We start from the raw sequence: 26,362 nt of genomic DNA, 5'->3' as shown, positions 1-26,362 counted from the left end.
AGCGAAAGAGGGGCGCGTGGGCGCCGCGAGGACGAAAGAACGCATAAGGTCTCTGGCCTCCAATTGGCCGTATCAGGTCAGCACGACGGTAAAACACTACGTTGCAAGGTAACGAAATTTACATTCAGTAACAAGCAGGTCGTACCATGAGCGGCGGTTGAAGCGACGAACGGTGCGCCGCGATCATATCTTAAAAAAAAGAAAAAAGCAGTCCCAGCAAGGGTTAGCGCCCATATCTCACGCACTGCTTGAGATGGATCAGCGTTTGTTTTGTAGGAAGAATGCCGACAGCAAATGTCAAATATACGACTTCCATTTGTAACGGCGAAAAAAAAGGAGCCGGAAGGCTCCTTTTCCTCGTACGCGGCAGGCGCCGCGAAAAATCGGGCTTAGCCGACGAACGCCTTCTCGACCACATAGTGGCCGGGCTCGTTGTTGCTGCCTTCCTGGAAACCCATGTCGTCGAGCAGCTTGCGCGTGTCGCGCAGCATATGCGGGCTGCCGCAAAGCATCACGCGGTCGTTTTCCAGCGAGAAGCCGGGCACGCCGAGGTCGGCGAACAGCTTTTCGGTCTCGATGAGTTCAGTAATGCGGCCGCGGTTCTGGAACGCTTCGCGCGTGACGGTGGGGTAATACAGCAGCTTTTCCTGCACCAGTTCGCCAAGGTGCTCGTGCGCCGGCAGGTGGTCGGTGATGTATTCCTTGTACGCCAGTTCGTCGACGAAACGGCAGGTGTGGGTAAGGATCACGCGCTCATAGCGGTCGTAGATGTCCGGGTCTTTGATGATCGACATGAACGGCGCGAGGCCCGTGCCGGTGGACAGCAGCCACAGCGTCTTGCCCGGCAGCAGGTTGTCGGCCATCAGCGTGCCGACCGGCTTTTTGCCGATCAGCACCTGGTCGCCCACCTTCAGGTGCTGCAGGCGCGACGTGAGCGGGCCGTCCTGTACCTTGATGCTGAGAAATTCCAGATGTTCTTCGTAGTTCGCACTGGCGAGGCTGTACGCGCGCAACAGCGGCTTGCCGTCGACTTCCAGGCCCACCATCGTGAACTGGCCGTTTTCGAAACGGAACGACGGATCGCGCGTGCAGGTGAAGCTGAAAAGCGTATCGGTCCAATGATGGACGCTCAGGACGGTTTGTGAATTCAGGTTGCTCATGGCTTCGTGGATAGTGCGAAAACAAAGGCGGCCAGTCGTTCAAGCCGGCCGGCGCGGCAAGGGCGATGCTGCGCCCACCCGCTGGCGGGAATGGCGCGCAATCCGCTATTTTAACGCGCCTGCCGTCGCCAGGCCGGAGCGCGGCGATTGAGCGCGACACCAGTGGGCCAGAAAGCGGACCACGGGGCGGATCGAAAAACGAATCGAAAGCAAATCAGGTGCTCGGGCGGCTGTTGCTCACCGCCGCTCGTCAAGCTCGTCAAACGGGTTACTGGTGCTGGAAGCGCCGGCGCAGGATCTGGCCGGTCCGGCGGTTCCGTGACGAAAGTACGTGGCGTGATCGCAGCCGCGCATGACCAGCGGTACGTCGATGGACGAGGGCCGCGCAGGAGGCTGCCACCAGGCTGACCGGCCGACCGGCTGGCGCCGGGTAGGCGCGCCGCGCGGGCGACATTTTCAGGATGATACCCAAACCTGCCGTGCGGTGCAGCATAGAACCTGCCAATAAAGCAGGCAAACGCGCGCGGCGCAGGCCACGGCCCCACACTGCCTTTGCGACAGCGACGACGCCGCCGCGAGAGCCGCGGCGGCGCGCCGTCACTCGACGCGCAGCCGCGCCATATAGGGAAGATGGTCCGACAGCCACGCGGTTTCCTGCGTCGGCTGGATCCATTCGATCGGCTTCATGCCGCGCACGAACATCTTGTCGAGCGCGAGGGCGGGCGAGAAAGCGGGGAACGTGCGGCCCGATTCGCCGAGCAGCGTGGCGACTTCATGCAGTCCGTGCTCGCCGAAAAGCGGCACCGAGTCGTTGCGCCAGTCGTTGAAGTCGCCCGCCAGCACGAGCGGGCCGTCTGGGGCCTCCTTTGAGATCCAGTGGGCGATCCAGTTCATCTGACGCAGACGCGCCGAGCGCGTCAGCGCAAGATGTGCGCACAACAAGGTAACCGAGTGTCCGCCGAAGGTTGCGCGCGCGACCAGCAGCCCGCGCTTTTCGAAGCGATGCGCGGAAATGTCCCAGCGTCCGCCGAGATCGAGCGGGTGTGGCGACAGAATCGCATTGCCATGCCGCCACGATGGTTTGAAGACGTTCGGCCCGAGCGCTATCTCCAGTTGCAGCGCTCGCGCGATTTCGGTGGCCTGACAATGCCAGACATCGCTCAACGGGTCGGTGACGGGCGCGCCGAAGCTGCTCGCCAGCACCGGTGAGGGCATGCGCCGCGCCATCGCTTCCTGGAGGAAATAGGCGTCCGCGTGGGTCGACTGAACCCAGCGCTGCATGGCTTGCCAGGCTTGAAAGCCGAGCGGCGTGCGTCCCTTGTGCAGGTTCCAGCTCACCGCCACAAAATCTTTGGGTGCTGCGCTTTCGCGGATCAGTTCTTCGGGGTTTCGCATGCCGCGTTATCCACGTGTTCTGTTTTCGGGGCTTCGATTATTCGTGCGTTGTTCGCGCGACGTTCAGGTTGGTTCTTCAACTACGCTTTTCAACTCGCGCGGGCGGCTCGGGGGCTGCGCGCTTGCGAACCGGTGCGCAGCGGAGTCACTTGACCGCACTGGCCGCGCTCACGCCGCTGGCCGTGGTCACACCGCTCGCCGCGCTGACACCGCTGGCCGTACTGGCGCCGCTCCCGGCGTTGGCGCCATTCGTCAGGCTGGCGCGCACCCGATAGACGAGCGTCGGGTCTTTGTCGATGATCGTCCAGCTTGTCCATTGGCCCACCGGGACCTTCAGCCCCGGATGGCTCGCGCCCACCTGACGCGGCTGCGGCGGCAGCTTGCAGCCGGTATCGGTCTGGCGCGCGGCGGAGTCCTCCAGCGTTTCCTGCGCCTCGATGGACAGCGTCACGTCATTGCCCTCGACCCGCAGCGGCGACACCGTGAGCGTGCGCGCGAGGTCGATGCTGCCCGCCGGCTGATCCTTGCAGCCGACGTTGTGCTGCACCACCTTGTGACGCGTATCCGTGCGCGCCTGGCCGACTGTGGTGGTGCCTTCGAACGCGTCGATCTGCTGCCCGTCGCGCAACACTTGCAGTTCCCACTGCACGACCTGCTGCGGCGGCCGTTGCTGCGCGTGTGCAAGCAGCGAAGTGCCGAACAGCAAGGCCACGATACTGGTTTTCCACATAGAACACTTCTCCGGTGACTGCGTCAGGCAGCCTGGTCAGAGGGTCATCTTACGCCTGATGAGCGGAACGCTTTTCTGACACGTTAAACGGGGCCGGGTTCAGCAACAATGCATTTCGAAGCACGCCGGGAATGCTCGGCGCACCGCGGACGGCCCGGCCGGGAAACCCGCGGGTAACCCACAGCTAACCTGCAGCTAACCTGCAGTTGGGCGGCTGCTAGCAGCAGAGCCGCACGACTGCTGGCTTGCGTCGCGATCTGTCCTCGTTAAACTGAACCTGTGACGGCGCCGACCGACGCCGTCCAGCAAGGCCAGCCAGACGGGGTGAGCAATGACAACAGCAATGGTCAGACAGGAAATTGCCGTGGCATCTTTCAGTCAGGTGTATGACCTCGACCAGGTCGAGACCGCACTGAACGATCTCGGCGAAGGCGCAAACGAGGCGTTGCGCACAACCTACGAAAAGATGCTTAAAACCGGCAATTTGCGCTTTTGCGTGAAGCCGAACCGCATGCCGTCCATCGACGATCTGATTGACGCGCTGCCCAACTTCGCCGACCCGCTCGACGACATCCGCAAGCAGGTCGCGCTGTGTCTCGAGACGGAGGACCGCCTCGAACTGATGCCGATTCTGCTGCTCGGCGACCCCGGCATCGGCAAGACGCATTTTGCGAAGCAGTTAGCGCGCCTGCTCGGCACGGCTTATCAGTACGTCGCGATGAGTTCGCTCACGGCCGGCTGGATTCTCTCCGGCGCCTCGTCGCAATGGAAAAATGCCAAGCCGGGCAAGGTATTCGACGCGCTCGTCAACGGCAGCTATGCGAATCCGGTGATTACCGTCGACGAAATCGACAAGGCCACCGGCGACTCCCAGTACGATCCGCTCGGCGCGTTGTACGCGCTGCTGGAGCACGATACGGCGCGCAGCTTCATCGACGAATTCGCCGAGATTCCGATCAACGCCGGACATGTGATCTGGATCGCCACGGCCAACGACGAGCGCGCGATTCCCGAGCCCATTTTGAACCGCATGAACGTGTACGAGATTCCGCCGCCGGACCGCGAGGGCGCACGCCGCATCGCGCAGTCCATTTATGCGGAGATTCGCGGCGCGCACAACTGGGGTCTGCGGTTTCCGGAGCTGCTCGGCGACTCCGCGCTCGAAGCGCTGAAAAACGCGTCGCCGCGCGAAATGCGCCGGGCGATCCTGAACGGCTTTGGCGCGGCGCGGATCGACGGCCGCGACGAAATCGGCGGCGGCGACATTCGGCTCGATTTTGGCAACCGCCGCAGGCCCATCGGCTTCTGAGCCCCGAGCTTCTGATCGACGTTCCCGCACCACGCCGCGAGGCCCACGCCGCACAGACATCGCCGTCTGTGCGGCGTCGTACAATTTCATGCAGCGGCTGCGAGACAGTTGCAAAACAGCATTGCGTTCGGCAGCGAGCGGTGTAAGGGGTTCGTTGGCCGCATGCTGTTGCCATCTATACGGATGAACGAGGCGGCGCGCGGCGAAGTCGGCTGCGTCGAGGGACATGGATCAGATCGAATGTGTCGTGATCGGCGCGGGCGTGGTCGGGCTCGCGGTAGCGCGCGCGCTGGCGGCGCGCGGGCGCGAAGTGATCGTGCTGGAAGCCGCCGAGGCGATCGGCGTGGGCACCAGCTCGCGCAACAGCGAAGTGATTCACGCGGGCATCTACTATCCGCGCGGCTCGCTCAAGGCGACGCTGTGCGTGCGAGGCCGCGAGATGCTCTACGACTACTGCGCCGAGCGCAACGTGCCGCATTCGCGTTGCGGCAAGCTGCTCGTTGCCACGTCGAACAATCAGATTGCGCAGCTTGAAGGCATCATGCACAAGGGCCGCGAAAATGGCGTACTCGACCTGATGCGCATTTCCGCGAGCGAGGCCCAGGCGCTCGAGCCAGCGTTGGAATGCGTCGCGGCGGTGTTCTCGCCGCAAACGGGCATTGTCGACAGCCATCAACTGATGCTCGCGTTGCAGGGCGACGCGGAACGCGACGGAGCGATGTTCGCATTCCACTCGCCGGTCGACGCAATCGAGGCGGGCAATGGACGCTTCGTCGTCAAGGTCGGCGGCGAGGCGCCCGCCACCATCAGTGCCGCGTGCGTCGTCAACAGTGCCGGGCTGCATGCGAATGCGCTCGCGCGCAGAATTCGCGGACTCGACGCGCGCCACGTTCCGCCGCTCTATCTCGCGCGCGGCAACTACTTCAGCATCTCGGGACGGGCGCCATTTAGCCGCCTGATTTATCCGATGCCGAACGAGGCGGGACTCGGCGTGCATCTGACCATCGACCTGGGCGGCCAGGCGCGTTTCGGTCCAGACGTCGAATGGGTCGACGCAATCAGCTACGAGGTCGATCCCGCGCGGGCCGAATCGTTCTACTCGGCGATTCGCGCCTATTGGCCCGCGTTGCCGGATCACGCGTTGCAGCCCGCCTATGCGGGCATTCGTCCAAAACTCTCGGGGCCTGGAGAGCCGGCCGCGGATTTCGTCATTCAGGGGCCGGCCGCGCATGGGGTGCGTGGCCTCGTGAATCTGTTCGGCATCGAATCACCGGGGCTCACGGCGTCGCTCGCAATCGCGCAAAGAGTCTGCGAGTTGAGCGCACGCGGCTGAGCGGTGCGTCGTCGGATATGCAGTGGTGCAGTTGAGCGCCATGCGGCGAACGCGATGCAAGGCAGCGCAGTACGAACGATGCCGTAGCAATTCGCTTATCTCCAGCATTTGACCCGTTACGGGCGACGGCTTCGTTGCTATGCTTGGGGACCGCTGTCATCAGAACGGCGATCAGTTCAATATAAATGGAGTGACTCCCCCATGAAAGCATCCCGTCGTACGTTTTTGATTTCCACAATCGGTGTTGCCTCGTCGCTCGCGCTTTCGCGTCAGGCGTTCGCCGACGCCCCGAAGGTCGCCGAAAGCGACCCGACCGCGCAGGCGCTCGGCTACAAGGAAGACGCCAGCAAAGTCGACAAGGCGAAGTTCGCGAAGTACGCAGCCGGCCAGGACTGCGGCAACTGCAGCTTCTATCAGGGCAAGGCAAGCGATCCGTATGCGCCGTGCCCGATGTTCGCTGGCAAGCAGGTCGCCGCGAAGGGTTGGTGCAGCGCATATAACAAGAAGGCCTGAGCCGGCATTCATCGCGCTGCAGTTGGGTCTTGAGTGAAATGCGCTGCAACATCGCGGCGCACATGTCAGCAGCAATGGCAGAGGCGCGTGCCGACACGTCCGGCGCGCGCTTTTTTTCGCACGGTTTGTGGCTTGAAAACGGCCGGCGTGCTCTTTACACTCCAATGCGATTTGCCGCGGCCCGCGTTGCTTCTGGCGGGTTCGTCACGGCACCGGCAGGAACCGTCACAAGACACTTTCCGGAGGCTCGAGATTCGCATGTCGCCAGCGTCGAGAAGCCTCAATACCCGCGCCGTCGTGGCGGCGGTCATTGGCAACGCGCTCGAGTGGTATGACTTCACCGTATTCGGCTTGCTGACGGTGGTCATCGCGCAACTGTTTTTTCCCGCCGGCAATGCCCACACATCTTTGCTGCTCGCCACGGCGAGCTTCGGCGTTGCTTTCGTGATGCGGGCAGTGGGCGCCATCGTCCTTGGACTTTATGCGGATCGCGCCGGGCGCAAGGCGGCACTCGTCGTCGTCATCGCGCTGATGACGCTCGGCACTCTGCTGCTCGCCATTGCGCCGCCCTATTCGGCAATTGGCATTGGCGCGCCGTTGATGATCGTACTCGGCCGCCTGCTGCAAGGTTTTTCCGCCGGCGGCGAGTTCGGCAGTTCGACCGCGCTGCTGATCGAAGCGGCGCCATTTTCGAGGCGCGGCTTCTACGGCAGCTGGCAGATGGCGAGTCAGTCGGCTGCGTTGCTGTTCGGTTCGCTGGTGGGCGCCGCGATCACGCACGGCTTGACTCCGGAGGCGCTCAAGTCGTGGGGCTGGCGGGTGCCGTTCATTATCGGTCTGCTGATCGGGCCGGTCGGCATCTACATTCGCCGGCACCTGGCAGACTCGGAAGTGTTTCTCCTCGCACAGAAAACCGCGCGACGCGCCACCTTGCGCGAGCTCTTCGGCGGCCACAGCCGCGACGTGCTGTGCGCGCTTGGCTGCGTCATCGCGCTTACAGTGACGCTCTATGTGCTGATCAGCTATCTGCCGACGTTCGCGGTCACGCAACTCAAGCTGCCCTATGCACAGTCGTTCTACGCGGTGATAGCAGGCAACCTGCTGCTGATGGTGCTCTCGCCGTTGACGGGCGCCTGGTCGGACAGGATAGGGCGAAAGTGGCTTTCGCTGTGGTCGCTGGTGCTTACGCTCGCGATCATCTACCCGCTCTGCGCATGGCTCGCGGCGGCGCCGAGCGTATCCAAGCTGGTTGCCGTGCAGGCGCTTCTTTCCATTACGTTGTCCGGCTATTACGGACCGTTCGGCGCGATGATCGCCGAGTTGTTCCCGGCGTATGTGCGCTCAACGGGTCTATCACTCGCCTACAACGTCGCGGTGATCATGTTCGGCGGCTTCGGACCCTTCGTGGCCACACGGCTTACCGAGGTTACTGGTTCGCCACTCGCCCCGACTTATTACGTGATGGCGGGACTGGCCGCGTCGATCACGGCGGTGGCGTGCATGCCCGGCCAGCGTCATGTGGATCTGGATGCGCGACGTAAGCCGGCTTGAGCGGCTCGTATGTATGTGGGGGCTTTGCAAGCGCGGGCAATGCAACCAAGCCGCGCCAACGCAATGCGCAATGCGCAATGCGATGCGCCCGACGCCGCCGCAACGCAGGCCCCAGCGCCATCGCCCCTCGACACTTCCCAGCCCGCCTAGCTACGCGCGTTGAGCAGCGGTGGCCGCCTGTGGAACCACGGCCGCGCCGCTTCGAGTTGCGCGGCGAGGCGCAGCAGCGTCGCTTCGCCGCCCTCGCGCGCGGCGAACTGCACGCCGACGGGAAGTCCGCGTGCATTCCAGTACAGCGGCACCGACATCGCCGGCTGGCCACTCAGATTGAACAGTTCCGTACAGCCTGCCCATGCGAAGGCCTTGTCCGACGCCTCGGCGAGCAGCTTTTTCAGCAGCGGTTCGAGCGGCATCGCGCTGACGGCGCGCATCTGCATCCGCTCGGCGGGCGTTGGCTGCATCTCGCCAATCTTGATGGGCGCGCCGGCGAGCGTCGCGCACAGAATCACGTCGTAGCGGCTCAACAGATCGGTCAGACGCGCGGTGATGCGGCGCTGTTCTTCGAGCGCAGCGGGCAAGCCGCGCTCGCCGAGCTTGCGGCCGACGTGCGCCATCGCCCATGTCGAGATTTCGAACTCGTCGCGCAGTGGCTTGCGGCCGGTGATGCGCTCAGCGTTCAGCACCAGGTCTTCCGCGGTGACGGACCACAGCGTGAGAAACGCATGCCTGACCGCCGCGAAATCGATGCCGAGCGAAATGGGCTCGATATTGTGGCCAAGCGAGCGGGCGAGTTGGGCGGCGTCTTCGAGTGCGGCGCGCGCGTCGGCGGAAAGCGACGCGGCGAGCATCGGCTCGGTCACATAGGCAATGCTGAGCGGTTTGCACGGCTCCCGGCTTGCCGCGAGAAACGTCCCAGGCGCGCCAAGCGGACGGTCCGCATTGCCCGCCAGCAGGTCCAGCAGCAAAGCGCTGTCACGCACGCTGCGCGAGACGGCGTGATCGACGCCAAGCTCTCCGGCCACGGCCGCCGCAGGCATGCGCGGCACGCGCCCGCGCGACGGCTTGAGCCCGAAGAGGCCGCAGCACGATGCGGGAATGCGGATCGAGCCGCCGCCGTCCGATGCATGCGCAAGCGGGACGATGCCTGCCGCGACCGCCGCCGCCGCGCCGCCGCTGGAGCCGCCCGGCGTATGGTCGAGGTTCCACGGATTGCGGCACGCGCCAAATAGTTCGGGCTCCGTATAAGGCATCTGGCCGAGCTCCGAGGTGCTCGTCTTGCCGAAGATGTTCAGGCCCGCCGCTTTGGCCAGCGCGACAACCGGCGCGTCGTCGGCGGGAATGAAGTGCCGGTAGTGACGGCTGCCCATTGTCATGCGCAGACCCGCCACCGCGGCGCCGAGATCTTTTATCAGGTAGGGCACGCCGGCAAGCGCACTCTGCGCCGTTTCCTGGCCACCGGCATCGTGGCCATGCGCAGCGTTCACGTCGTTCGCCATGTTCGCGTCGAAACGCGACGCGCGTTCGCGGGCCGCGTCATAGTCCTTCAGGACAATCGCGTTGATCGCAGGATTGACCGCCTCCGCGCGCGAGATAGCCGTGTCGAGCAACTCGCGCGCACTGACTTCGCGAGTCCGCACGAGTTCGGCAAGGGCGAAGGCGTCGTGGGCGAGATAGTCTGAGAGCACGAAAGAAGCCTCGCTGTCGGATATTGAATATGAGTAGGCGATGCACGCGAGCGGCGGCTCGACCATACCGCGGTGCGGCTATCTAACCACGTGCGCCTAACCGCGTGCGCCTAACCGCGTAAGTCGCGCACGAACAGGACGGCGCGCCGGCGACGCGCCGTCTTGCACAGCGTACCTGAATTGATGCCGGAGAAGCTTGACCGGGCGCGGCCGCGACGAGCCGCGCCCAACGCACGGTTTAGAGCCGTTCGCCGAGGAACGTCAGCGTGCGGCCATGCGCGAGCGCGGCGGCGCGCTGGTTGTACGACGCACGGTCCGAACAGTTGAAGCCGTGATCGGCGTTCGGATAAATGTGGAACTCGGTATCGGTGCGGCCGGCGAAGCGTTCCTGAATCTGGCCGACAGCCGACAGCGGAATGTGCGTGTCCAGTTCGCCGTAATGGAACTGCATCGGCACTTTGACCTTGGCGGCTTCATCGAGCCGGTTCTGAATGCCGCCGCCATAGTAGGCGACTGCAGCATCGACGCTGCCGCGCGCCGCGCTCAGGTACGCAAGCAGTCCGCCATAGCAGAAGCCAATTGCAGCGAGCTTGCCCGTGACTTCCGGCATGGCGCGCAACGCGGCGGCCGCCGCGCCGATGTCGTCCGCGGCCTGGTTCGTGTCGAGCTTCTGCATCAGCTCGATGCCCTTCGCCCGGTCGGCGCCTTCATACGTTAGCTCGACGCGCGGCTGCACGCGCCAGAACACGTCGGGTGCGAGCGCCACGTAGCCATCCTGTGCATATTGATCCGCGACCGAGCGGATATGGCTGTTCACGCCGAAAATTTCCTGAATGATGATGACGGCCGGTCCCTTGCCGCCCTTGGGCACGGCCAGATATCCGCCGAAGGTGTCGTTGCCTGCAGGAATGTCGATCCATCGTGAAGTGATGCTCATGGTGTTCTCCATAGTCGCGCGCGACCGGCGATTCCGGTCTGCGAGTTGGGTCGAAGTGAATGCCAGAGGCTCGAATGCCTGAAGCGGGCGGTCAGTTTGCCACCAAAAGAATGCGCATGCAGGCAGAGCGCCCAAAGCGCGGCGGCGGCAGTGCAAGCGAGCTGCGGCGCGTGTCGCCGGGGCGATCTCGTCGGGCGATCGGAACGTTCTCGATAATTCATTTTTCCGTTGCGCGCTGGGTCGGTAGAGTCCAACTAGTGGCTCGCCGGTACGGCGAGCGGAGTGCGCGAAGGAGAATCCATCATGACTGAAGGCAATTTTGCGACGCCGTTTGCCGAGCGTTTTGCGCTGCGGGTACCCGTCGTGCAGGCGCCGATGGCGGGCGCCACGACGCCCGAACTGGTTGCCGCGGTGTCCAATAGCGGCGGACTTGGCACGTTGGCGGGCGCGGCGCTCTCGCCGGAGAAAATTGCCAGCGACGTCGCGGCGATTCGGGCGCTGACCGATCGCCCGTTCGGCGTCAATCTGTTCGTACTGGAGCCCGCCGCGCCCGACGACGCCACCGTGCGCCGCGCGCTCGAAGCGATCGATCCGGTGCGCGCCGACCTCGGCCTGCCGCCGGGCCGGCCGCTCGAACGCTATGCGCCGGATTTCCGCGCGCAACTCGAGGCGCTGATCGAAACGCGCGTGCCGGTGGTGAGCTTCACCTTTGGGCTGCTGTCGCGCGAGGACGTCGCACGGCTGCATGCGAACGGTCAATATGTAATCGGCACGGCGACGCATGTCGCTGAAGGCGTCGCATGGCGCGACGCGGGGGCCGATGCTATCGCCGCACAAGGCTCGGAGGCGGGCGCGCATCGCGGTACTTTCCTCGGTTCGTTCGAAGACGCACTGGTGGGCACGATGGCGCTCGTGCCGCAACTCGTCGACGCAACGGGACTGCCGGTGCTGGCCGCCGGCGGCATCATGGACGGACGCGGGATCGTCGCCGCGCTCGCACTCGGCGCGCAAGCCGCCGTGATGGGCACGGCGTTTCTCACGTCCCGCGAAAGCGCGATACCGCAGGCGTGGAAAGAGCGGCTGCGCTCGATGTCGGACACCTCCACTTCGGTCACGCGCGCGATCACAGGCCGCCATGCCCGAGGCATACGCAATCCGTTAATGCAGCGTCTGAGCGAAGCGCCGCAGAAGATCGCGCCGTATCCCGTGCAAAACGCGTTGACGCAGGAGTTGCGGCAGACCGCCGGCCGCGCGCAGAACGGCGACTATCTGTCGCTGTGGTCGGGACAGGGCGCGCCGCTCGGTCGTGCGCGTCGCGAGGGCTTCGGCGCCGCTGAACTGATGGCGCAGCTCGAAGACGAGTGGCGCGCGGCAAGCGCACGCATTGCCGCCTTCAAACCCTGAGCGGCAACCAGTCAGGCGCGCGCCGCCCCCGCTTGCGGCGCGCGTCGTTGCAACGAAGTTCGGGCTGCACGAGACGATTGCAGCCCTGCGCGAAACCTTATTCGAAACCGCATTCGAAGCGTCGTCCGAATCCTCATTCGGACCGTTAACGGTTGATTCGCCAAAAGCTTTAGTCGTTATCCGCGCGCATGACCCACATAGCGCAAACCCGCATGGGCCGGTGCTTTGCAGGCCGCGGGACAGGCCGGAACCGGGCGCCGCTGGATAAACGCTATTAGTGTTGATCCCACTTCCTCAAAAAAGTCCCACAAATTAATTTGATGGCCTACACTTGCGCGCAAGTACGGTTTGCCGCCTGTCACAAACAGTCCGGCAAACGTGCTGCCAAGTGCATGAACGATGCAACCGGCGTGGTCGTCCACGGGACTGAGCGACACGTGTTGGGGAAGCGGGGGCACAGGGCGATTACGTAGTTTTTGGGACCGAAACTGGAGACTTACATGAACATCAAGATTCAAAAGCTGTTGCCGATCAGCGCTGCGGCGATGCTGTTCGCAACGTTGGCAACAACGGCCGCAGCGGACACGGTCGTCAAGATCGGTCACGTTGCACCGCTGACTGGCGGTATCGCTCACCTGGGGAAAGACAACGAAAACGGCGCACGCCTCGCCGTTGAAGAAATCAACGCAAAGGGCCTGACGATCGGCGGCCAGAAGATCACGCTGCAACTCGATGCACAGGACGACGCAGCCGACCCGCGTACTGCAACGCAGGTCGCACAGAAGCTGGTTGACGACAAGGTCGTCGCCGTGGTCGGCCACCTGAACTCGGGCACCTCGATCCCGGCTTCGAAGATCTATAGCGATGCGGGCATCGTGCAGATCTCGCCGTCGGCAACCAACCCGGCCTATACGCAGCAAGGTTTCAAGACGACGTACCGCGTCGTTGCAACCGATGCGCAGCAAGGCCCGGCACTGGCTAACTACGCAGCCAAGGGTCTGAAAGTGAAGAGCGTCGCAATCGTCGACGACTCCACCGCTTATGGCCAGGGTCTCGCGAACGAGTTCGAAAAGACGGCAAAGTCGCTGGGTCTGAACGTGATGTCGCATGACGCGACGAACGACAAGGCTGTGGATTTCCGCGCGATTCTGACCAAGATCAAGGGCGAAAACCCGGACGCAATCATGTACGGCGGCATGGACGCCACCGGCGGTCCGTTCGCGAAGCAAGCCAAGCAGCTCGGCCTGCGCGCGAAGGTGCTGGCAGGCGACGGCGTGTGTACCGACAAGCTGTCCGACCTGGCTGGCGACGCAACCGACAACATCGTCTGCTCGGAAGCCGGCATGGCGCTCGAGAAGATGGAAGGCGGCTCGGCATTCCAGGCGAAATACCAGAAGCGTTTCGGTCAGCCGATCCAGATCTACGCTCCGTTCACGTATGACGCTGTGTACATCATCGTCGACGCAATGAAGCGCGCTGGCTCGACCGATCCGGCGAAGATCCTCGCAGCCATGCCGAACACCGACTACAAGGGTGTGATCGGCCAGACGAGCTTCGACTCGAAGGGCGATCTGAAGCACGGCGTGATCTCGCTGTACAACTACAAGTCGGGCAAGAAGACGCTGCTCGACGTGGTGAAGATGTAATACGCATGTGCGCGGGCAGAGTTGCGCTGTCCGTGGCGACATGATTGGAAGGCACGCTGACCTTGGGTCGCGTGCCTTTTTTCTTTAGGCTGATGAGACTGATTGCGACTGAATTGCGGGCGCGCCTGGCATGCGTTGGCGAGCGTTGAGCGTTCGCCTGCCTTCGACTCGACTGCGTGCGTCGCGTCTTCTGCTGCTCTACCTGGCTTGGCGGCGCGAGAGTGGTCGCTAGATCTTCAGGCGTTGCAGCACCTTGGGACCGACGATAGCGATCAGTGCGCAGCACACCGCGACCACCGAAAGCCCAATCGACAGATTCGTGACCTGCGCGACTGCGCCGATGACCACCGGCCCGAACAGCAGCCCGAAGTAAGCAAGTCCCGCGACGTGTGCGAGCCCTTCGGCCGCGTGGACTCCCTTGACGCTGGCGGCAGCGGCGAACAGCACCGGCATCATGTTGGCGAGGCCGAGGCCCAGCAGCGTGAAGCCGACCAGCGCCGCGACCGTCGTGGGCAGCAAGAGCGCGCCGATCATCCCGACAAGGGCGAGCGTCGCGCTTCCCATTACCAGTTGCGGAGCGCCGAAGCGCGCGCGCACCGCGTCGCCGGCAAAGCGCGCGACGGCCATGCCGCCCGAGAATGCCGCATAGGCGGCGCTCGCGGAGGCCGGCGTGGCGAGGACCACATCGCGCATATAGACAGTCGCCCAGTCGTACATGGCGCCTTCCGCGATCAACGCGACGAGCGCCACGGTGCCGAGCGCCCACAACGCAGGGGACCGCCAGCGGCTCGTCCGTGGTGCCGCGGAGTCGGGATGTTCGTCGTGCGGCACGTGCGGCAGTACCGACGGGCAGGCCGCGATCAGCACGAGCGCGCTGACGGCTGAGGCCAACGCCAGGTGCACGGCCGGCGCCATGCCATGCGCGAGCAGCGCGCCGCCGACTGCCGCGCCTGCCATCCCGCCTACGCTGAACATGCCGTGCAACGACGACATGATCGGTTTGCGCAGCGCCTTTTCGACGGCGCTCGCTTCGGCGTTCATCGCGACGTCCAGCGTGGCCATGCCCGCGCCGAACACGGCCAGCACGATCAAAAGCAGCCAATAGAAAGGCACCACGAGGATCAGCGCGACACACAGCGCCATCACGAGGCCGCCGGTCAGGCACGCCCGCCGCGTGCCGACCCGCGCGATCCACGACGCATTGGCCGCCATCGCCCCAATCGAACCACCGGCGACCGCGAAAAGCGCAAGCGACAGCATGGCGGGGCTCAGGTGGAAGCGGTCACGCACCGTGGGCACGTGCACGCCCCACGATCCGTACACCATGCCGGCGATGAAAAACAGTGCCATCGTCGCAATGCGCGCTCGCTGACGCGCGGTGTCCGACAGGTTCCGGTGAGCGGCGGGAATGGCGGTGAAGTCGGTGGAGCGATCGGACACGGAAGTCTCGTGAAGGGGATGGATGCGAAAGAAAGCGCACTGAAAGCGAATTTCCGATTCTAACGAAGCGTGGTGTCTTATGCTTGAAGCCACGGAATTGCGAGTTTCGCGCGCGCCGGGCGCGGTTTGCGCGCCCTTGGGCGCCTCGGCCCGCGAACCTGGCCGGGACGCACGCTGCATGCCTGGCGTCGCCTCGGTCGGCCGTATGGCCGATCGGCGTCGGCAAGCGTTCAATCCAGTGTTTATTCAAAGCGTTTATTCATCGAGGACGGCACTTGAACATTCCTGCGCAAGCACCCTTGCACCTGTTGCATACCGCTGCGGTCGGCACGCTCGCGACGCATGCGCGCCAGCCGGAGGGCTTTCCTTATCCGTCCGTGCTGCCTTTCGCGCCTGACGACGCGCACCGGCCGACCATCCTCATAAGCCGGCTCGCCGAGCATACGCATAATCTGCATGCGGACCCGCGGGCCGGCTTTCTGGTCGTCGACGCGCCCGACGGCGACGTGCTCAACGGTCAGCGCGTCACCCTGCTGGGCCGTTTCGAACCTGTCGATCCGGCGCCGGGGCTCATCGCGCGGTATCTGCGCTATCACCCGGACGCGGAACGCTATCTCGTGCTCGGCGACTTCACGTTCTGGGCGATGAAGCTCGACCGCCTGCGCTATATCGGCGGCTTCGGCGCGATGGGGTGGCTGGGCGGCGATGAACTGGACCCGCTTGCACCACTCGAGCAGCATGACGAAGACGCGCTGATCGGTGAATTCGCAGACGCGCTGCTAAGTGCCTCGGGCTATCAGTTGATTGGCTTGGACCGGTATGGCGTGGATTTGCGGCAAAACGGCCTGCGCAAGCGTTTAGCGTTTGAAAGCGGGAAGCCAGATATAGAAACCTTGCATGGGGCGCTAGAAGATTGCATTCGACGGCAACGCGGTTAGCGATTTACGACCTATTCGGGAAAACCTTATCGCCGAAAACGGCGCGGGCGCGTGACACAATATGTTACGACATTTCATGTTGAAGCTTTCATGAAATGAAATGTTTTCTTGCATGGTCGGTCTTAATTTTCATGCGCTGATAATTAATCCCCCATATTTACCGGCTCGTGCGCGTTTTCGGCGCAAAATGCGGAGCCAGCTAAATGAAAGCCTGCGCGCGACAGTGCGGCGGAGCGAAAGTTTTTGAAACGCGTACGTATTAGTTTTACGCCGACGCGTTTGTAGTCTTTCTATTTTGTGTTAATCTCCCGTTCAATTCCGAGGCATGAGCACCTTCAAAGGGCAAGCCGGCTCCAGACTGGCAGTCGTTAATCCAAACCACAAGGGAACCTATGTCTTCCTACAAGGAACTACTCGCACAGCGAGAGAAGCTGGAAAAGCAGATCGAAGAGGCGAAGTCGCGTGAATATGCGGAAGTGCTGAACGAAATCAAACAGAAAATGGCCGACTACGGCATTTCGCTGAGCGAGCTCGGCGGCGGCCGTGCGGCCAAAGGCTCCAAGGCTGCGCGCCCGCGCGCCGGTGTCGCACCTAAATATCGCGACCCGGAAAGCGGCAGCACGTGGTCGGGCCGTGGCAAACCGCCGCGGTGGATTGCTGGTATGGACCGGGATAAGTTTCTGATTCAGAAGTAAGCAGCACAGAGGCTTACTCCGCACTTGCTCGAGATTAATCCGTTGTAATGCGTCTGGCATTAACGTAATACGAATAGTGGGCCGTGGCAGTTCGCGCGCCGGGCCAGTCCGCTAAGGCCGCGTGTTGTTCCAGACGCGGCCTTTTTGTTGACGTCTTTCAACGGGTTATATCCACGGCGTGCGGCGGCTCCTCGCCGGTCGAATGCGAATGCTTTTCGTTTTCATAAGCGCTTGATTTCAAACGCTGTTTTTGGCATTGCGCGCTCTTTCTGAGAGCGTGGCGGGTAGAATGAAGGATTCGTAGCCTACTTCTTTCTCCCATGTCGTCCGCCGCCGTCGAATCCGCCGAAAAACACCGTGTCGCGCGCAAAAGCACGTTTGTGAGTATTGCGCTGAATACGGTGTTGATGGCGCTGCAAATCGCCGTCGGCGTGTTCGCGCACTCGCAGGCATTGGTCGCCGACGGTATCCATTCTCTCGCCGACCTGATTTCCGATTTTGTCGTGCTGTTTGCCAATCGGCATAGCGGTGCAAAGCCGGACGCAGATCACAATTACGGCCATAGCCGCTATGAAACAGTCGCGTCGCTGTTTCTCGGCGCGCTGCTGATTGCGGTCGGCTTCGGCATGTTGTGGCGTGCCGGCACGCGGCTCGCCGATCTGGACAACATTCCCGCCGTCCACCTGAGCGCGGTCGTCGTCGCGGTGCTCGTTCTCGTCTCGAAAGAGGGGCTGTTTCGTTACATGCTGCGCGAAGCGCAACGCGTGCGCTCCGCCATGCTGATTGCCAATGCGTGGCATGCGCGTTCCGACGCGGCGTCGTCGCTCGTGGTGGCGCTCGGCATTCTCGGCAGCCTCGCCGGCGTGCGGCTGCTCGATCCGATCGCGGCGGCAATCGTCGGCTTCATGGTGGCGCGCATGGGCTGGATGTTCGGATGGGACGCGCTGCAGGATCTTTCCGACCGCGCGCTGGACGAAGCCGCCACGGCGGACATGCGCGCGCTGCTTCTGTCCACCCCCGGCGTGCGCGACGTCCACGAAATGCGCACCCGCAAAATGGGCGATTTCGCGCTGGTCGACGCGCATATTCTGGTCGACCCGCTGATTTCAGTATCGGAAGGGCACTACATCGCCGAGACGGCGCGGCTTCGTGTGCTGAACGACAGCCGAGTGCTTGACGCGCTGATTCACGTCGATCCCGAGAACGATGCGGTTGCACACCCGCCCGTCGGTTTGCCGCCGCGCGAGCGGATCGTCGCGGACGTGAATGCAGCGCTCGCGGCAGGCGGCGCCAAGGCTGCGGCCGTGAACATCCATTATTTGAGCACCGGGCTCGATGTCGACGTGGTGCTGCCGGCGCAGACTTCGCGTGATCCGCGCGGCGGCGACACGCAAGGGATGGAGCGCATCGATCTGGCAGCGCTCAAGCGCCGCATCGGTGCGCGCAGGCTACAGGTGCTGCGCGAGGTGAGCACACCGGCGACGCAAAGCGGGTCGTCCACGGAAGGCGGTGCGGCGAACGATCGTCGGGATGAGCGCGCGGCGCCGCATAGTGCTGCTTGAGGCGCTGGTTGGGGCCTCAGCAGGGACGGCATAGCGCAGGGCGAGCCTGCGTCGCTATGGCGAGCACATGCCCGCGGAGCGAGACGACCGACGCGCGGATGCTGGCTGGGTCAGGGGGAGATGGTTGCCAGACCGCGGCCACGTCGCGGTGAGATAGCGTGAGGTCGCGGTAATGTCGCGGCGAAAGCACATAGATAGCTCCGCGCGATGTCCGCGCGATCCCAGCGCGAGCACTCACGATCGCTGCCACCAGCACGCCACTCTTCCAAACGCCGCTGCCAAGCCGACCGCCGACCACAAGCCAGTTCCCCACTCCCCCGCCTTACAGCGGCAACTGCGTATCGAACTTGATTTCACGCAGCACGACGCTCGTGCGCACCTGCGCGACGGCCGGAATCTTGAAGATGCGCTCATGCAAGAACGTGTCATACGCCTTGATGTCCGGCGCGACGATCTTCAGGATGTAGTCCGACTCGCCGGTCGTGCTGTAGCACTCGGTGACTTCGGGGCAGGTGGCGATCTCCCGCTCGAACTGCTCGACGCCGCCTTCGGTATGGCGTGTGAGATGAATATGCGCGAGCGCGCAAACGTGCAGGCCCAGTTTTTCGCGATCCAGCAGCGCGGTGTAGCGCTGAATCACGCCCGATTGCTCCATGTCCTTGATGCGCCGCCAGCAGGGCGTACTCGACAGGCCGACCTGGTCGGATATTTCTTGCACCGAACGGCGTGCATCCAGCTGCAGAAGGCGCAGGATTTTTTGAGAGAACGTATCGAGTGTCAACTGCGCCTCCGTTTGCGTCGCCGTATCACCGCATGGTAGAGGGCTCGAAAACGAAACGCAATGCAAAACGCCTTCGGCGAGGGAGATTACCTAATTTGCCGGTGCCTCAGCGGGATTTTGTCCTGAGGCGTCCCCTTCTTGACTGGCCGCGGCGCCGGCCGCCTGTAGCGTGCGCAGATCCTTCAGCATGTTGCAGAAAAGCGCGCCCTGCTCGATGGCGTCGTCGAGCGCGACGTGGGTGTGCGGATGCTCGTCGAACCAGTGTTTCGGAAAGCGCGGTTTGATGTTCTTGCGATACGGCAGGCCGGTCATCGCGAAGGCCAGCGTCTTGATGTCGAGCGCAGACCACGAAAACGGACAGCGCCCGACAAAGCGCATCATGTACCAGAACATATAAGTGAAGTCGAAGCCGGCCGGCATGGCCACGAACACCGGCTTGCCCGGCAGCGCCTCGACCCAGTCGACATACGCCGCGAGCGCTGCCTCCGGACGCTGCAAGTCGGTGCGGCACGCCGCCCATGCCTCCGGCTGAGTCTTCCACCATGCTTCCTGCACCGGGTGCGGCGCGGCGCCCTCGAGCAATTCCAGGTTGGCGGAGAAGGTGCCGATCAACTGCTTGTCTTCCGTGTAGGCGGCGGAGGCGAAACTCAGCATCGAGTGCGGCCCGGGAATTGGCCCGTCCGCTTCGACGTCGGTACTCACGTAGATTTCGCTGCTCATGCGACCACTCCGTCGCCGACGTAGGGATTGCTGCGCCGCTCGGCGCCGAACGTGGAGGTGGGGCCGTGGCCGGGCACGAACGTAACGTCGTCGCCGAGCGGCCAGAGTTTTTCGCGGATCGAGCGGACGAGATCCGCATGATTGCCGCGCGGAAAGTCCGTGCGGCCGATCGAGCCGGCGAACAGCACGTCGCCGACCAGCGCGAGCCGATGCGCGCGGCTGAAAAACACCACGTGACCGGGCGTGTGGCCGGGGCAGTGATAGACCTCCAGCGTTTCCTCGCCGAACTGCACGGTGTCGCCGGTGTCGAGCCAGCGGTCGGGCTCGAAAGCCTCTGCTGCGGGAAAGCCGAAGCGCGTGCTCTGATCCGGCAACTTGTCGAGCCAGAAGAGCTCGTCTACATGCGGACCCTCGATAGGTACGCCGTAGTGCAACGCCAGCGTCTTTGCTCCGGCGCAGTGGTCGATATGACCGTGCGTCAGGAACACTTTTTCGACGCTCACTTTCTGGCGTGCAATCTCGCCCTGGATCACTTCGAGGTCGCCGCCCGGATCGACGACGGCCGCGCGTCCGGTCGCCTCGCAAACGAGCAGCGAGCAGTTCTGCTGGAACGGCGTAACGGGGATCAGGGTGACTTTCATGGATGAGCGCGGCGCGAGCAAAACGTTGATTGTACCGGCGTCTCAAGCACGCGCGCCGGGGCTCCTCGCAGCGCAGCACGTGTTGGGCCAAGATGAATTTGTCTGTCGATTTTTGCAGCAATGGTGAAGATTCATCAAGGTTTTCAGTCCCTTAGCAACACAGAATTCTGTTTTGGGTATAATGGAGCCCATGCACGAGGAATCGTGCTGCCACAAGGCGGTGCGTGCCCATCAAAAATGGGAGCGCGGATCGCCACTCAAGTAAGGGCTGTCGCGGTATGACGGCCATCAGGTATCGATGCATTCGATGCACACGTCTTGCCCAGCCAGGCGCCGCGCGCCTGCTACGACGCTAACCGTCGTGACGCTGGGTGGGGCCTACGCCGCCGTTCCTGCGCGCTGAATTTCGCGCGCAAGAACGTGTTTGCCACGTTCGATGGCGGCATGTGGGGTCTGGTCAGGCTGCCGGGGACAGGTTGCGCCAGACGTGAAAATTAACCGTGCGGTAGCAGCTCAGTGAGCTGCGTCCGGGCTTCGACGTACTGCGCTCGTTTGCGCGGCGCGTTGCCGTCCCTTGCCGCCGGAGTCGCAGCAACACGCTCAACAACGCGTGATGCGGCTCGACAATGTGATTGCACGTCTTATGAAAACTCGGTTATCCCGTGGTCTGGGGACTCTTTTTGCCTTTTTTGTGCTGGCCGGTTGTGCGACGCCCCCGGGCGCCGACAACAGCGTCGCAAACGCTGTGCCGCTTCGCACGAACAACGCCCAGGCCGCTTCCTTCGGACCGCAAGCCTACGGCAGCGCGCCGGCCTCGGACGCCGCTGCCAAGGGTCCTTCGCTGGCCGACGCGAAGCCGCTCACGGATGACGGCTCCGACGTGTCGGACTTTCATCAGACCGGCCGCGCTTCCTGGTACGGCCGGGGTTTCCATGGCCGCCGCACCGCGAATGGCGAACGTTACGACATGCATGCGCTGACCGCCGCGCACCGCACGCTGCCGCTCGGCTCCTACGTGCGTGTGACGAATCCGGCCACGTCGCGCTCGGTGGTCGTCAGAATCAACGACCGTGGCCCGTATGCGCGCGGCCGCGTGATCGACCTGTCGATGGCGGCGGCGAACATGCTCGAGATGCGTCACGCAGGCACCGCTCGCGTGAAGATAGAAGGATTGACGCAGGAAGAAGCGCGCGCCGCGCGTGAAGAAATGCTCGCGTCGAACTCCGGGTCGACTGCACAGAAGTGAATCTGACGGCGCTTGCAGCGCCGCCGCGTCAGACAAGGCAAACGCGCGAGTCGCGCCGCCGCCTGTCGGGAAACAAAAGGGCCGCTCATGATTTTGAGCGGCCCTTTTGTTTTGTGCGGCCTTTGTGCGGCCATCCGGCGGTGCGGCCGTGCTGCTGCGTAATTGCGCTTGCGGGCTGCCGCTTTCGGCCTCAGTCCTCGTCCTTCTTGAGTGCGAGCGCACGCGTGTACAGCGCGTTGCGCGACGTGCCCGTGATCGCGGCCGCGACCTTTGCCGCGCTGCTCACCGTCAATTCTTCCAGCAGGATGCTGAGCAACCCGTCGTGATCGTGTTCTCCGGCCGCTTCCTGCTGCGCCCCTTCCACTACCAGCACGAACTCCCCCCTTTGCCGGTTGGGATCGGCAGCGAGCCACGTTGGCGCTTCGGCCAGGGTGCCGCAATGCAAGGCTTCGTGTAATTTCGTCAGTTCTCGCGCGATCAGCAGCCTGCGCTCGCCGCCCAATGCATCGGCCAACGCCTGCACTGTTTCGACGATGCGGTGCGGCGCCTCGTAGAACACCATTGCGTGCGGATGACCTGCCAGCGTTTGCAGCATGGCGGCGCGCGCCTTGGCTTTCGGCGGAAGAAAACCGAGGAACGAGAACGTCGCGACCCAATCGCCCGCTGCGCTCAGCGCGGTTGCGAGTGCGCTCGCGCCCGGCAGCGGAATGACGGCAAGCCCTGCTTCGCGCACGGCATCGACGAGTTTTGCGCCGGGGTCCGAAATGCCGGGCGTGCCCGCGTCCGACACATAGGCCACGCGCTCGCCGGCTTGCAGATGTTCGACGATGCGTTGCGCGGCGGCTCGCTCGTTGTGCTGATGGACCGCGATGAGCGGCTTCGAAATGCCATAGCGCGCGAGTAACTGACCGGTGTTGCGGGTGTCCTCGGCGGCGATGCGATCCACGAGTCCCAGCACATGCAGCGCACGCAGCGTGATGTCGGCCACGTTGCCGATTGGCGTGGCCACCACATACAGCGCGGCGGTGGGGTACTGCTGTCCTTGCGCGAGTTCAGAGAGAGGAGTCATGAGGCAGAAAACGCAAACGGACGGAACGAGGCCGTCATTGTGCCACGCAGGGCGAGGCGCTTCGGGCGCTGTGCCGGTTGAGAACGCAGCTCGCGCGAAGCCTGCGCCGGGTCCGAGGCCGCGCGCCCCTTTGCCCGACAACTTTTCTGGGCAAGCGGAGTCCAAACTCGTCGGCGCGGCTTTCGAGGTCCGCGCGCAGCAATTCTTGCAGCGCCAGCGCTTGCGCCTGGTCGCGCGCAACGTGTCGTGCCGCGGCGGCGAGATAGATCTGGTCATGCGCGAGCGCGACGGCGCGTTGGTCTTCGTCGAAGTTCGTGCGCGCGCGCAGCGCAAGTATGGCGGCGCGGCGGCCAGCATCGGGTGGCAGAAGCGGCAACGGATCGTGCGCGCCGCGCAGCATTACCTGGCTACTCAGGTTTCGCGCGCAGGGCCGCAGCCCGCTTGCCGCTTCGACGTGATTGCCTTCGAAGCGGGGCGGCTCGTGTGGTTGCGCGACGCTTTCCGTGCCGACGAAGTCTGATGCAAGGAGCGGAGAACGCGTGTGAGTGCGATAAACTTGCGCTCGCGTGCGAGCTACGGGGCGGCGGACAACAGTCGGCGTGAGAGTGCGGCGGCACTATACGGCAGCGTATGTCGCGAGGTGTTTGTGTCCATCTTCACGTAACGCGTTGCACGCAACGTTCGCCGCGCGCAGCAAGGCAGCCGCACAACGTCATTAACACGACTTCACAACACGGCCGCGCAGTGCGGCCCTCTCGCGGTAGAAGATAGAGACTCGATGTCAGTCGAACGCATTCAACAACACTTCCGCGACAGCGCGGCAGTCAAACTCGAAGCCCTGGAAGCCTTGTCGATGCCGATCGCCGCAGCGATCGACACCATGTTCGCTGCGCTTGCCAACGGCAATCGCATTCTTGCTTGTGGCAACGGCGGCTCGGCGGCCGACGCGCAACACTTCGCCGCCGAACTGATCGGCCGCTTCGAACGCGAGCGGCCAGGCTTGCCGGCCGTCGCGCTCAGCACCGACACTTCCGTGCTCACCGCGATCGCCAACGATTATTCATTCGAGCAGATTTTCTCGAAGCAGGTGTGGGCGCTCGGGCAGCCCGGCGACGTGTTGCTCGCGATCAGCACGTCGGGCAACTCGGCCAATGTGCTTGCCGCAATAGAAGCCGCGCACGAGCGTGAAATGATCGTCGTCGCGCTGAGCGGCAAGGGCGGCGGACGCATGCAGGAAGTGTTGAGCGACACCGACATCCACATATGCGTGCCGTCCGATCGCACCGCGCGTATCCAGGAAGTGCATTTGTTGACCATCCATTGTCTGTGCGACGGCATCGATGCCATGTTGCTGGGCGAAGACTGAGATTGATCCGAAGGAGAGCTAGTTGATGAGCGTATTCCGCGTCAAGAAGACACTGGTGAGAACCGTGCTGGTGGTTGGGTTCGCGGCGGGATTGTCCGCGACATTGCAGGGTTGCTTTCTCGCCGTTGCGGGCGCGGCAGGCGGCAGCGCGCTGGTGGCGACCGACCGGCGCACACTCGGCGCGCAGACCGAAGACCGCGAGATTCAGGTGAAGGCGCTCGCGCAGATCAGCCAGAACCTGCCCGACTCCGCACATGTGAACGTGACGGTGTTCAACCGCCGCGTGCTGCTGACCGGCGAAGTGGCCGGCGACGCTTCCAAGCAGCGTGCCGAGAGCATTGTGCGCGGCTTGAACAACGTGAATACGATTGTCAATGAACTGGCGATCATGCCGGCGAGCTCGTTCTCGTCGCGCACGAACGACACGTATCTCGAGACGCGCGTGAAAACCGCGCTGATTGCCGAGAAGGACATTTCGGCGAACGACTTCAAGGTGGTTGCCGAGCGCGGTTCGGTGTACTTGATGGGCCTCGTCACAATGGACGAAGGCAACCGCGGTGCGGACGTGGCGAGCCGCGTGCCGGGCGTCACGCAGGTCGTGAAGGTGTTCCAGTACATCCAGCCGCAGGAAGCCGCGGCGGCGGCCGCTGCGGCGGCCACGGCGCCGGTCGCGGCATCGCAGCCGGACGCGAGTGCCGCGACGGTGGGGACGATTCCGGATTCGTCGGTGAGCGCGCGGCCGCTTGAACAGCAGGCGCCGGCGCCGGTCACGAATTCGAACGCGGTGCATCCGGGCAATCCGAAGGCTGCGCAATGAAGTGTGCGTTGTCGGGTGTTCTCATGGGGTTGACGGTGAGCGCGGCGGCGGGCCTGTTCGGCCCTGCAGCGTTTGCCGCCGATGCGCCGAGCGGTCAGCGCATTGCTGCGGCCAATGCATGCATGGGCTGTCATGCGGTGGATCGCAAACTGGTTGGTCCGTCGTTCCAGCAGATTGCTGCGCGCTATAAGGGCGACGCGGCGGCGCCGGCCAAACTGGCGCGCAAGGTGAAGGACGGCGGTTCGGGCGTGTGGGGCATGATTCCCATGCCCGCGCATCAGTCGATGAGCGATGCGGATGTTCGCGCGGTGGTCGATTGGGTGCTGGCGGGGGCGCCGTCGAAGTGAAGTAGGGCGGGGGGATTTGTCGCGGGTTCTGGCTTGGCGAAAGTGGAAATGGCTGTGCTAGAATTGGTCGAACGATGGGGGGGTAGCTCAGCTGGGAGAGCGTCGCGTTCGCAATGCGAAGGTCGGGAGTTCGATCCTCCTCCTCTCCACCAAGAATTTTCTTTAAAAACAACGCACTACGTCTTGCGATGTAGTGCGTTGTTTTGCATTCAGGCGCAGGTTTTTGCACATTGCCTGTGGCAGATTTGTGGCGCGCGTCCAACTGTCGACGTCATGTTGGTAATTGGTAGAAATCACTTCGCGACTCTACCGAGACCGCAGGGACCGTAAAAGTCAACCTGGCCGGCATCAGCGACGCTGGAAAAGGGTTCTGCTCACGCGGAACACTTCTGAATTCTTGGTGGGCGTGAGTACTCGAACAATCGGCTTGCGGATTAAGAGGCTGGACTGGTTGAAGCTGGGCGCGTATGTGCGCGAGGTTGATCGCCCAGCACAAATCGACAGCCCTCGCCTCTACACTGGTCACATTGCCTGCTGACACGCCCGGGAGCTTGTCGCCGTCGATCCACAACTCCCCGTTCTCGGTCGTCGTGTAGCGTTCCATGTAGTTCGCGATATCGCTGACGTCCGCCTGGAAGGTCTCAGCATGGGCTAGCGCCTCGGCGTAGTGAATGAGGATCCAGCCAAACCGTTCTTCAAATCCGGCACGGCGCACGGCCAGTGGGTCGGCGATGGTTAGCTGCGGGGCGTGATCGAGGATCAGGTTGCGCATCCATTCGGCCGGTTTCAGCCCGGCCTTGCTGGCTGCGGAGTTGATGCGCCGGGTTTCAAGCGCGTTAAAACATAGCGTGGGCTGTGGGCTTGTATTCCGTTGACATGTGTCAGTCCTTTCAGAAAATTGCCGGCGATGTCAACGTGTACCGGTTTTAATCCCCCGGCGGCCCGAATCCGTTAATCTTGCCCAGCTTCAGTGGAGTGACGAAGGCGAACCCGAAGCTTCGCACGGTAGCGTGAACGGCCTTCTGTGTGCATCATTGAACGGACAGGCAGGGGTCGCCTGCGCGCTTTGACCGGCCA

General features: G+C 63.5%; 25 protein-coding genes and 1 tRNA gene. 15 read left to right on the top strand and 11 right to left on the bottom strand.

From position 1 onward, the window contains the following. Nucleotides 1–389: 389 nt before the first annotated feature. The 3 genes from JNB89_RS20530 to JNB89_RS20520 all read right to left on the bottom strand — a co-directional run bounded on the left by JNB89_RS20530 (nucleotide 390) and on the right by JNB89_RS20520 (nucleotide 3,285). A complete protein-coding gene (locus tag JNB89_RS20530) occupies nucleotides 390–1,160 on the bottom strand; it encodes a ferredoxin--NADP reductase (RefSeq protein ID WP_013337781.1) in 771 nt (256 codons plus the stop codon). A 597-nt stretch (nucleotides 1,161–1,757) separates the two neighbouring features. After that, on the bottom strand, nucleotides 1,758–2,555 hold the full coding sequence (locus JNB89_RS20525; RefSeq protein ID WP_013337782.1) for an endonuclease/exonuclease/phosphatase family protein: 798 nt from the start codon (nucleotides 2,553–2,555) through the stop codon (nucleotides 1,758–1,760). Between the two features lie 145 nt (nucleotides 2,556–2,700). Further along, entirely contained in the window at nucleotides 2,701–3,285 is a 585-nt protein-coding gene (locus JNB89_RS20520; RefSeq protein WP_220363431.1) for a hypothetical protein, read from the bottom strand. Nucleotides 3,286–3,616: 331 nt separating this feature from the next. Between JNB89_RS20520 and JNB89_RS20515 the strand changes: the two genes are divergently transcribed. The 4 genes from JNB89_RS20515 (at nucleotide 3,617) to JNB89_RS20500 (ending at nucleotide 7,991) form a co-directional block, all read left to right on the top strand. Next, nucleotides 3,617–4,594, top strand: a complete 978-nt coding sequence (locus tag JNB89_RS20515; protein ID WP_220363430.1) for an AAA family ATPase — start codon at nucleotides 3,617–3,619, stop codon at nucleotides 4,592–4,594. Between the two features lie 226 nt (nucleotides 4,595–4,820). Beyond that, nucleotides 4,821–5,927 (top strand): NAD(P)/FAD-dependent oxidoreductase, encoded by a 1,107-nt coding sequence (locus tag JNB89_RS20510; protein ID WP_220363429.1) that lies wholly within the window; start codon nucleotides 4,821–4,823, stop codon nucleotides 5,925–5,927. Between the two features lie 201 nt (nucleotides 5,928–6,128). Then, a complete protein-coding gene (locus tag JNB89_RS20505) occupies nucleotides 6,129–6,440 on the top strand; it encodes a high-potential iron-sulfur protein (RefSeq protein ID WP_220363428.1) in 312 nt (103 codons plus the stop codon). Nucleotides 6,441–6,698: 258 nt separating this feature from the next. Then, a complete protein-coding gene (locus JNB89_RS20500) occupies nucleotides 6,699–7,991 on the top strand; it encodes an MFS transporter (protein ID WP_220363427.1) in 1,293 nt (430 codons plus the stop codon). 146 nt (nucleotides 7,992–8,137) lie between these two features. On the opposite strand, the gene JNB89_RS20495 is transcribed toward JNB89_RS20500, so the two are convergent. Both JNB89_RS20495 and JNB89_RS20490 read right to left on the bottom strand, forming a co-directional pair. Then, complete coding sequence (locus tag JNB89_RS20495) at nucleotides 8,138–9,676, bottom strand: amidase (protein WP_220363426.1); 1,539 nt, start codon at nucleotides 9,674–9,676, stop codon at nucleotides 8,138–8,140. Nucleotides 9,677–9,914: 238 nt separating this feature from the next. Beyond that, the gene (locus tag JNB89_RS20490; protein ID WP_013337789.1) at nucleotides 9,915–10,613 is read right to left on the bottom strand and encodes a dienelactone hydrolase family protein; all 699 of its coding nucleotides are present in this window, start codon (nucleotides 10,611–10,613) and stop codon (nucleotides 9,915–9,917) included. Between the two features lie 303 nt (nucleotides 10,614–10,916). On the opposite strand from JNB89_RS20490, the gene JNB89_RS20485 reads away from it, so the two are divergent. Both JNB89_RS20485 and JNB89_RS20480 read left to right on the top strand, forming a co-directional pair. Beyond that, on the top strand, nucleotides 10,917–12,017 hold the full coding sequence (locus tag JNB89_RS20485) for an NAD(P)H-dependent flavin oxidoreductase (protein ID WP_220363425.1): 1,101 nt from the start codon (nucleotides 10,917–10,919) through the stop codon (nucleotides 12,015–12,017). 500 nt (nucleotides 12,018–12,517) lie between these two features. After that, nucleotides 12,518–13,663: a branched-chain amino acid ABC transporter substrate-binding protein gene (locus JNB89_RS20480; RefSeq protein ID WP_013337791.1), complete on the top strand. Its 1,146-nt coding sequence runs from the start codon at nucleotides 12,518–12,520 to the stop codon at nucleotides 13,661–13,663. A gap of 228 nt (nucleotides 13,664–13,891) precedes the next feature. Here the strand turns inward: JNB89_RS20480 and JNB89_RS20475 are convergent, their stop codons facing one another. Continuing rightward, on the bottom strand, nucleotides 13,892–15,013 hold the full coding sequence (locus JNB89_RS20475) for an MFS transporter (RefSeq protein ID WP_223216819.1): 1,122 nt from the start codon (nucleotides 15,011–15,013) through the stop codon (nucleotides 13,892–13,894). 365 nt (nucleotides 15,014–15,378) lie between these two features. On the opposite strand from JNB89_RS20475, the gene JNB89_RS20470 reads away from it, so the two are divergent. From JNB89_RS20470 to JNB89_RS20460, 3 genes are all read left to right on the top strand, one after another. Continuing rightward, nucleotides 15,379–16,041: a HugZ family protein gene (locus JNB89_RS20470; protein ID WP_220363423.1), complete on the top strand. Its 663-nt coding sequence runs from the start codon at nucleotides 15,379–15,381 to the stop codon at nucleotides 16,039–16,041. A gap of 392 nt (nucleotides 16,042–16,433) precedes the next feature. Further along, nucleotides 16,434–16,736, top strand: a complete 303-nt coding sequence (locus tag JNB89_RS20465; RefSeq protein ID WP_013337794.1) for an H-NS family nucleoid-associated regulatory protein — start codon at nucleotides 16,434–16,436, stop codon at nucleotides 16,734–16,736. Between the two features lie 320 nt (nucleotides 16,737–17,056). Then, on the top strand, nucleotides 17,057–18,298 hold the full coding sequence (locus JNB89_RS20460; RefSeq protein ID WP_220363422.1) for a cation diffusion facilitator family transporter: 1,242 nt from the start codon (nucleotides 17,057–17,059) through the stop codon (nucleotides 18,296–18,298). Nucleotides 18,299–18,620: 322 nt separating this feature from the next. On the opposite strand, the gene JNB89_RS20455 is transcribed toward JNB89_RS20460, so the two are convergent. The 3 genes from JNB89_RS20455 to JNB89_RS20445 form a co-directional block, all read right to left on the bottom strand. Further along, nucleotides 18,621–19,079, bottom strand: a complete 459-nt coding sequence (locus tag JNB89_RS20455; protein WP_006050474.1) for an Lrp/AsnC family transcriptional regulator — start codon at nucleotides 19,077–19,079, stop codon at nucleotides 18,621–18,623. A 90-nt stretch (nucleotides 19,080–19,169) separates the two neighbouring features. Further along, nucleotides 19,170–19,799: an exonuclease gene (locus JNB89_RS20450; protein ID WP_013337796.1), complete on the bottom strand. Its 630-nt coding sequence runs from the start codon at nucleotides 19,797–19,799 to the stop codon at nucleotides 19,170–19,172. Next, entirely contained in the window at nucleotides 19,796–20,440 is a 645-nt protein-coding gene (locus tag JNB89_RS20445; protein WP_220363421.1) for an MBL fold metallo-hydrolase, read from the bottom strand. The genes JNB89_RS20450 and JNB89_RS20445 overlap by 4 nt, the downstream gene beginning before the upstream one ends. A 643-nt stretch (nucleotides 20,441–21,083) precedes the next feature. On the opposite strand from JNB89_RS20445, the gene JNB89_RS20440 reads away from it, so the two are divergent. Beyond that, the gene (locus tag JNB89_RS20440; RefSeq protein ID WP_431026596.1) at nucleotides 21,084–21,686 is read left to right on the top strand and encodes a septal ring lytic transglycosylase RlpA family protein; all 603 of its coding nucleotides are present in this window, start codon (nucleotides 21,084–21,086) and stop codon (nucleotides 21,684–21,686) included. A gap of 190 nt (nucleotides 21,687–21,876) precedes the next feature. Here the strand turns inward: JNB89_RS20440 and rsmI are convergent, their stop codons facing one another. Beyond that, on the bottom strand, nucleotides 21,877–22,755 hold the full coding sequence (gene rsmI / locus JNB89_RS20435) for a 16S rRNA (cytidine(1402)-2'-O)-methyltransferase (protein WP_220363420.1): 879 nt from the start codon (nucleotides 22,753–22,755) through the stop codon (nucleotides 21,877–21,879). Nucleotides 22,756–22,792: 37 nt separating this feature from the next. Between rsmI and JNB89_RS20430 the strand changes: the two genes are divergently transcribed. The 5 genes from JNB89_RS20430 to JNB89_RS20410 all read left to right on the top strand — a co-directional run bounded on the left by JNB89_RS20430 (nucleotide 22,793) and on the right by JNB89_RS20410 (nucleotide 25,437). Further along, nucleotides 22,793–23,275, top strand: coding sequence for a YraN family protein (locus tag JNB89_RS20430; protein ID WP_013337800.1), 483 nt, complete (start codon nucleotides 22,793–22,795; stop codon nucleotides 23,273–23,275). Between the two features lie 258 nt (nucleotides 23,276–23,533). Next, on the top strand, nucleotides 23,534–24,121 hold the full coding sequence (locus tag JNB89_RS20425; protein ID WP_013337801.1) for a phosphoheptose isomerase: 588 nt from the start codon (nucleotides 23,534–23,536) through the stop codon (nucleotides 24,119–24,121). Nucleotides 24,122–24,146: 25 nt separating this feature from the next. Further along, on the top strand, nucleotides 24,147–24,938 hold the full coding sequence (locus JNB89_RS20420) for a BON domain-containing protein (RefSeq protein WP_013337802.1): 792 nt from the start codon (nucleotides 24,147–24,149) through the stop codon (nucleotides 24,936–24,938). After that, the gene (locus tag JNB89_RS20415; protein WP_220363419.1) at nucleotides 24,935–25,285 is read left to right on the top strand and encodes a c-type cytochrome; all 351 of its coding nucleotides are present in this window, start codon (nucleotides 24,935–24,937) and stop codon (nucleotides 25,283–25,285) included. Before JNB89_RS20420 ends, JNB89_RS20415 begins: the two co-directional genes overlap by 4 nt. A 76-nt stretch (nucleotides 25,286–25,361) precedes the next feature. Continuing rightward, nucleotides 25,362–25,437 (top strand) — tRNA-Ala (locus JNB89_RS20410). Nucleotides 25,438–25,556: 119 nt separating this feature from the next. Here the strand turns inward: JNB89_RS20410 and JNB89_RS20405 are convergent. After that, on the bottom strand, nucleotides 25,557–26,057 hold the full coding sequence (locus JNB89_RS20405; RefSeq protein WP_220363418.1) for a hypothetical protein: 501 nt from the start codon (nucleotides 26,055–26,057) through the stop codon (nucleotides 25,557–25,559). Nucleotides 26,058–26,362 lie beyond the last annotated feature (305 nt).

Origin of the sequence: Paraburkholderia phenoliruptrix (genome assembly GCF_019511605.1) — a bacterium.
Taxonomy (GTDB): Bacteria; Pseudomonadota; Gammaproteobacteria; order Burkholderiales; family Burkholderiaceae; genus Paraburkholderia; species Paraburkholderia phenoliruptrix_A.
Note: the sequence above shows the minus strand (reverse complement) of the source record. Positions and strands in the feature narration are given on the sequence as shown.

Coding starts and splice junctions, on each gene's coding strand:
- JNB89_RS20530 (WP_013337781.1), bottom strand. CDS start 1,160: ATGAGCAACCTGAATTCACAAACCGTCCTGAGCGTCCATCATTGGACC.
- JNB89_RS20525 (WP_013337782.1), bottom strand. CDS start 2,555: ATGCGAAACCCCGAAGAACTGATCCGCGAAAGCGCAGCACCCAAAGAT.
- JNB89_RS20520 (WP_220363431.1), bottom strand. CDS start 3,285: ATGTGGAAAACCAGTATCGTGGCCTTGCTGTTCGGCACTTCGCTGCTT.
- JNB89_RS20515 (WP_220363430.1), top strand. CDS start 3,617: ATGACAACAGCAATGGTCAGACAGGAAATTGCCGTGGCATCTTTCAGT.
- JNB89_RS20510 (WP_220363429.1), top strand. CDS start 4,821: ATGGATCAGATCGAATGTGTCGTGATCGGCGCGGGCGTGGTCGGGCTC.
- JNB89_RS20505 (WP_220363428.1), top strand. CDS start 6,129: ATGAAAGCATCCCGTCGTACGTTTTTGATTTCCACAATCGGTGTTGCC.
- JNB89_RS20500 (WP_220363427.1), top strand. CDS start 6,699: ATGTCGCCAGCGTCGAGAAGCCTCAATACCCGCGCCGTCGTGGCGGCG.
- JNB89_RS20490 (WP_013337789.1), bottom strand. CDS start 10,613: ATGAGCATCACTTCACGATGGATCGACATTCCTGCAGGCAACGACACC.
- JNB89_RS20485 (WP_220363425.1), top strand. CDS start 10,917: ATGACTGAAGGCAATTTTGCGACGCCGTTTGCCGAGCGTTTTGCGCTG.
- JNB89_RS20480 (WP_013337791.1), top strand. CDS start 12,518: ATGAACATCAAGATTCAAAAGCTGTTGCCGATCAGCGCTGCGGCGATG.
- JNB89_RS20475 (WP_223216819.1), bottom strand. CDS start 15,013: ATGGCACTGTTTTTCATCGCCGGCATGGTGTACGGATCGTGGGGCGTG.
- JNB89_RS20465 (WP_013337794.1), top strand. CDS start 16,434: ATGTCTTCCTACAAGGAACTACTCGCACAGCGAGAGAAGCTGGAAAAG.
- JNB89_RS20460 (WP_220363422.1), top strand. CDS start 17,057: ATGTCGTCCGCCGCCGTCGAATCCGCCGAAAAACACCGTGTCGCGCGC.
- JNB89_RS20450 (WP_013337796.1), bottom strand. CDS start 19,799: ATGAGCAGCGAAATCTACGTGAGTACCGACGTCGAAGCGGACGGGCCA.
- JNB89_RS20445 (WP_220363421.1), bottom strand. CDS start 20,440: ATGAAAGTCACCCTGATCCCCGTTACGCCGTTCCAGCAGAACTGCTCG.
- JNB89_RS20440 (WP_431026596.1), top strand. CDS start 21,084: ATGAAAACTCGGTTATCCCGTGGTCTGGGGACTCTTTTTGCCTTTTTT.
- rsmI (WP_220363420.1), bottom strand. CDS start 22,755: ATGACTCCTCTCTCTGAACTCGCGCAAGGACAGCAGTACCCCACCGCC.
- JNB89_RS20425 (WP_013337801.1), top strand. CDS start 23,534: ATGTCAGTCGAACGCATTCAACAACACTTCCGCGACAGCGCGGCAGTC.
- JNB89_RS20420 (WP_013337802.1), top strand. CDS start 24,147: ATGAGCGTATTCCGCGTCAAGAAGACACTGGTGAGAACCGTGCTGGTG.
- JNB89_RS20415 (WP_220363419.1), top strand. CDS start 24,935: ATGAAGTGTGCGTTGTCGGGTGTTCTCATGGGGTTGACGGTGAGCGCG.
- JNB89_RS20405 (WP_220363418.1), bottom strand. CDS start 26,057: ATGCGCAACCTGATCCTCGATCACGCCCCGCAGCTAACCATCGCCGAC.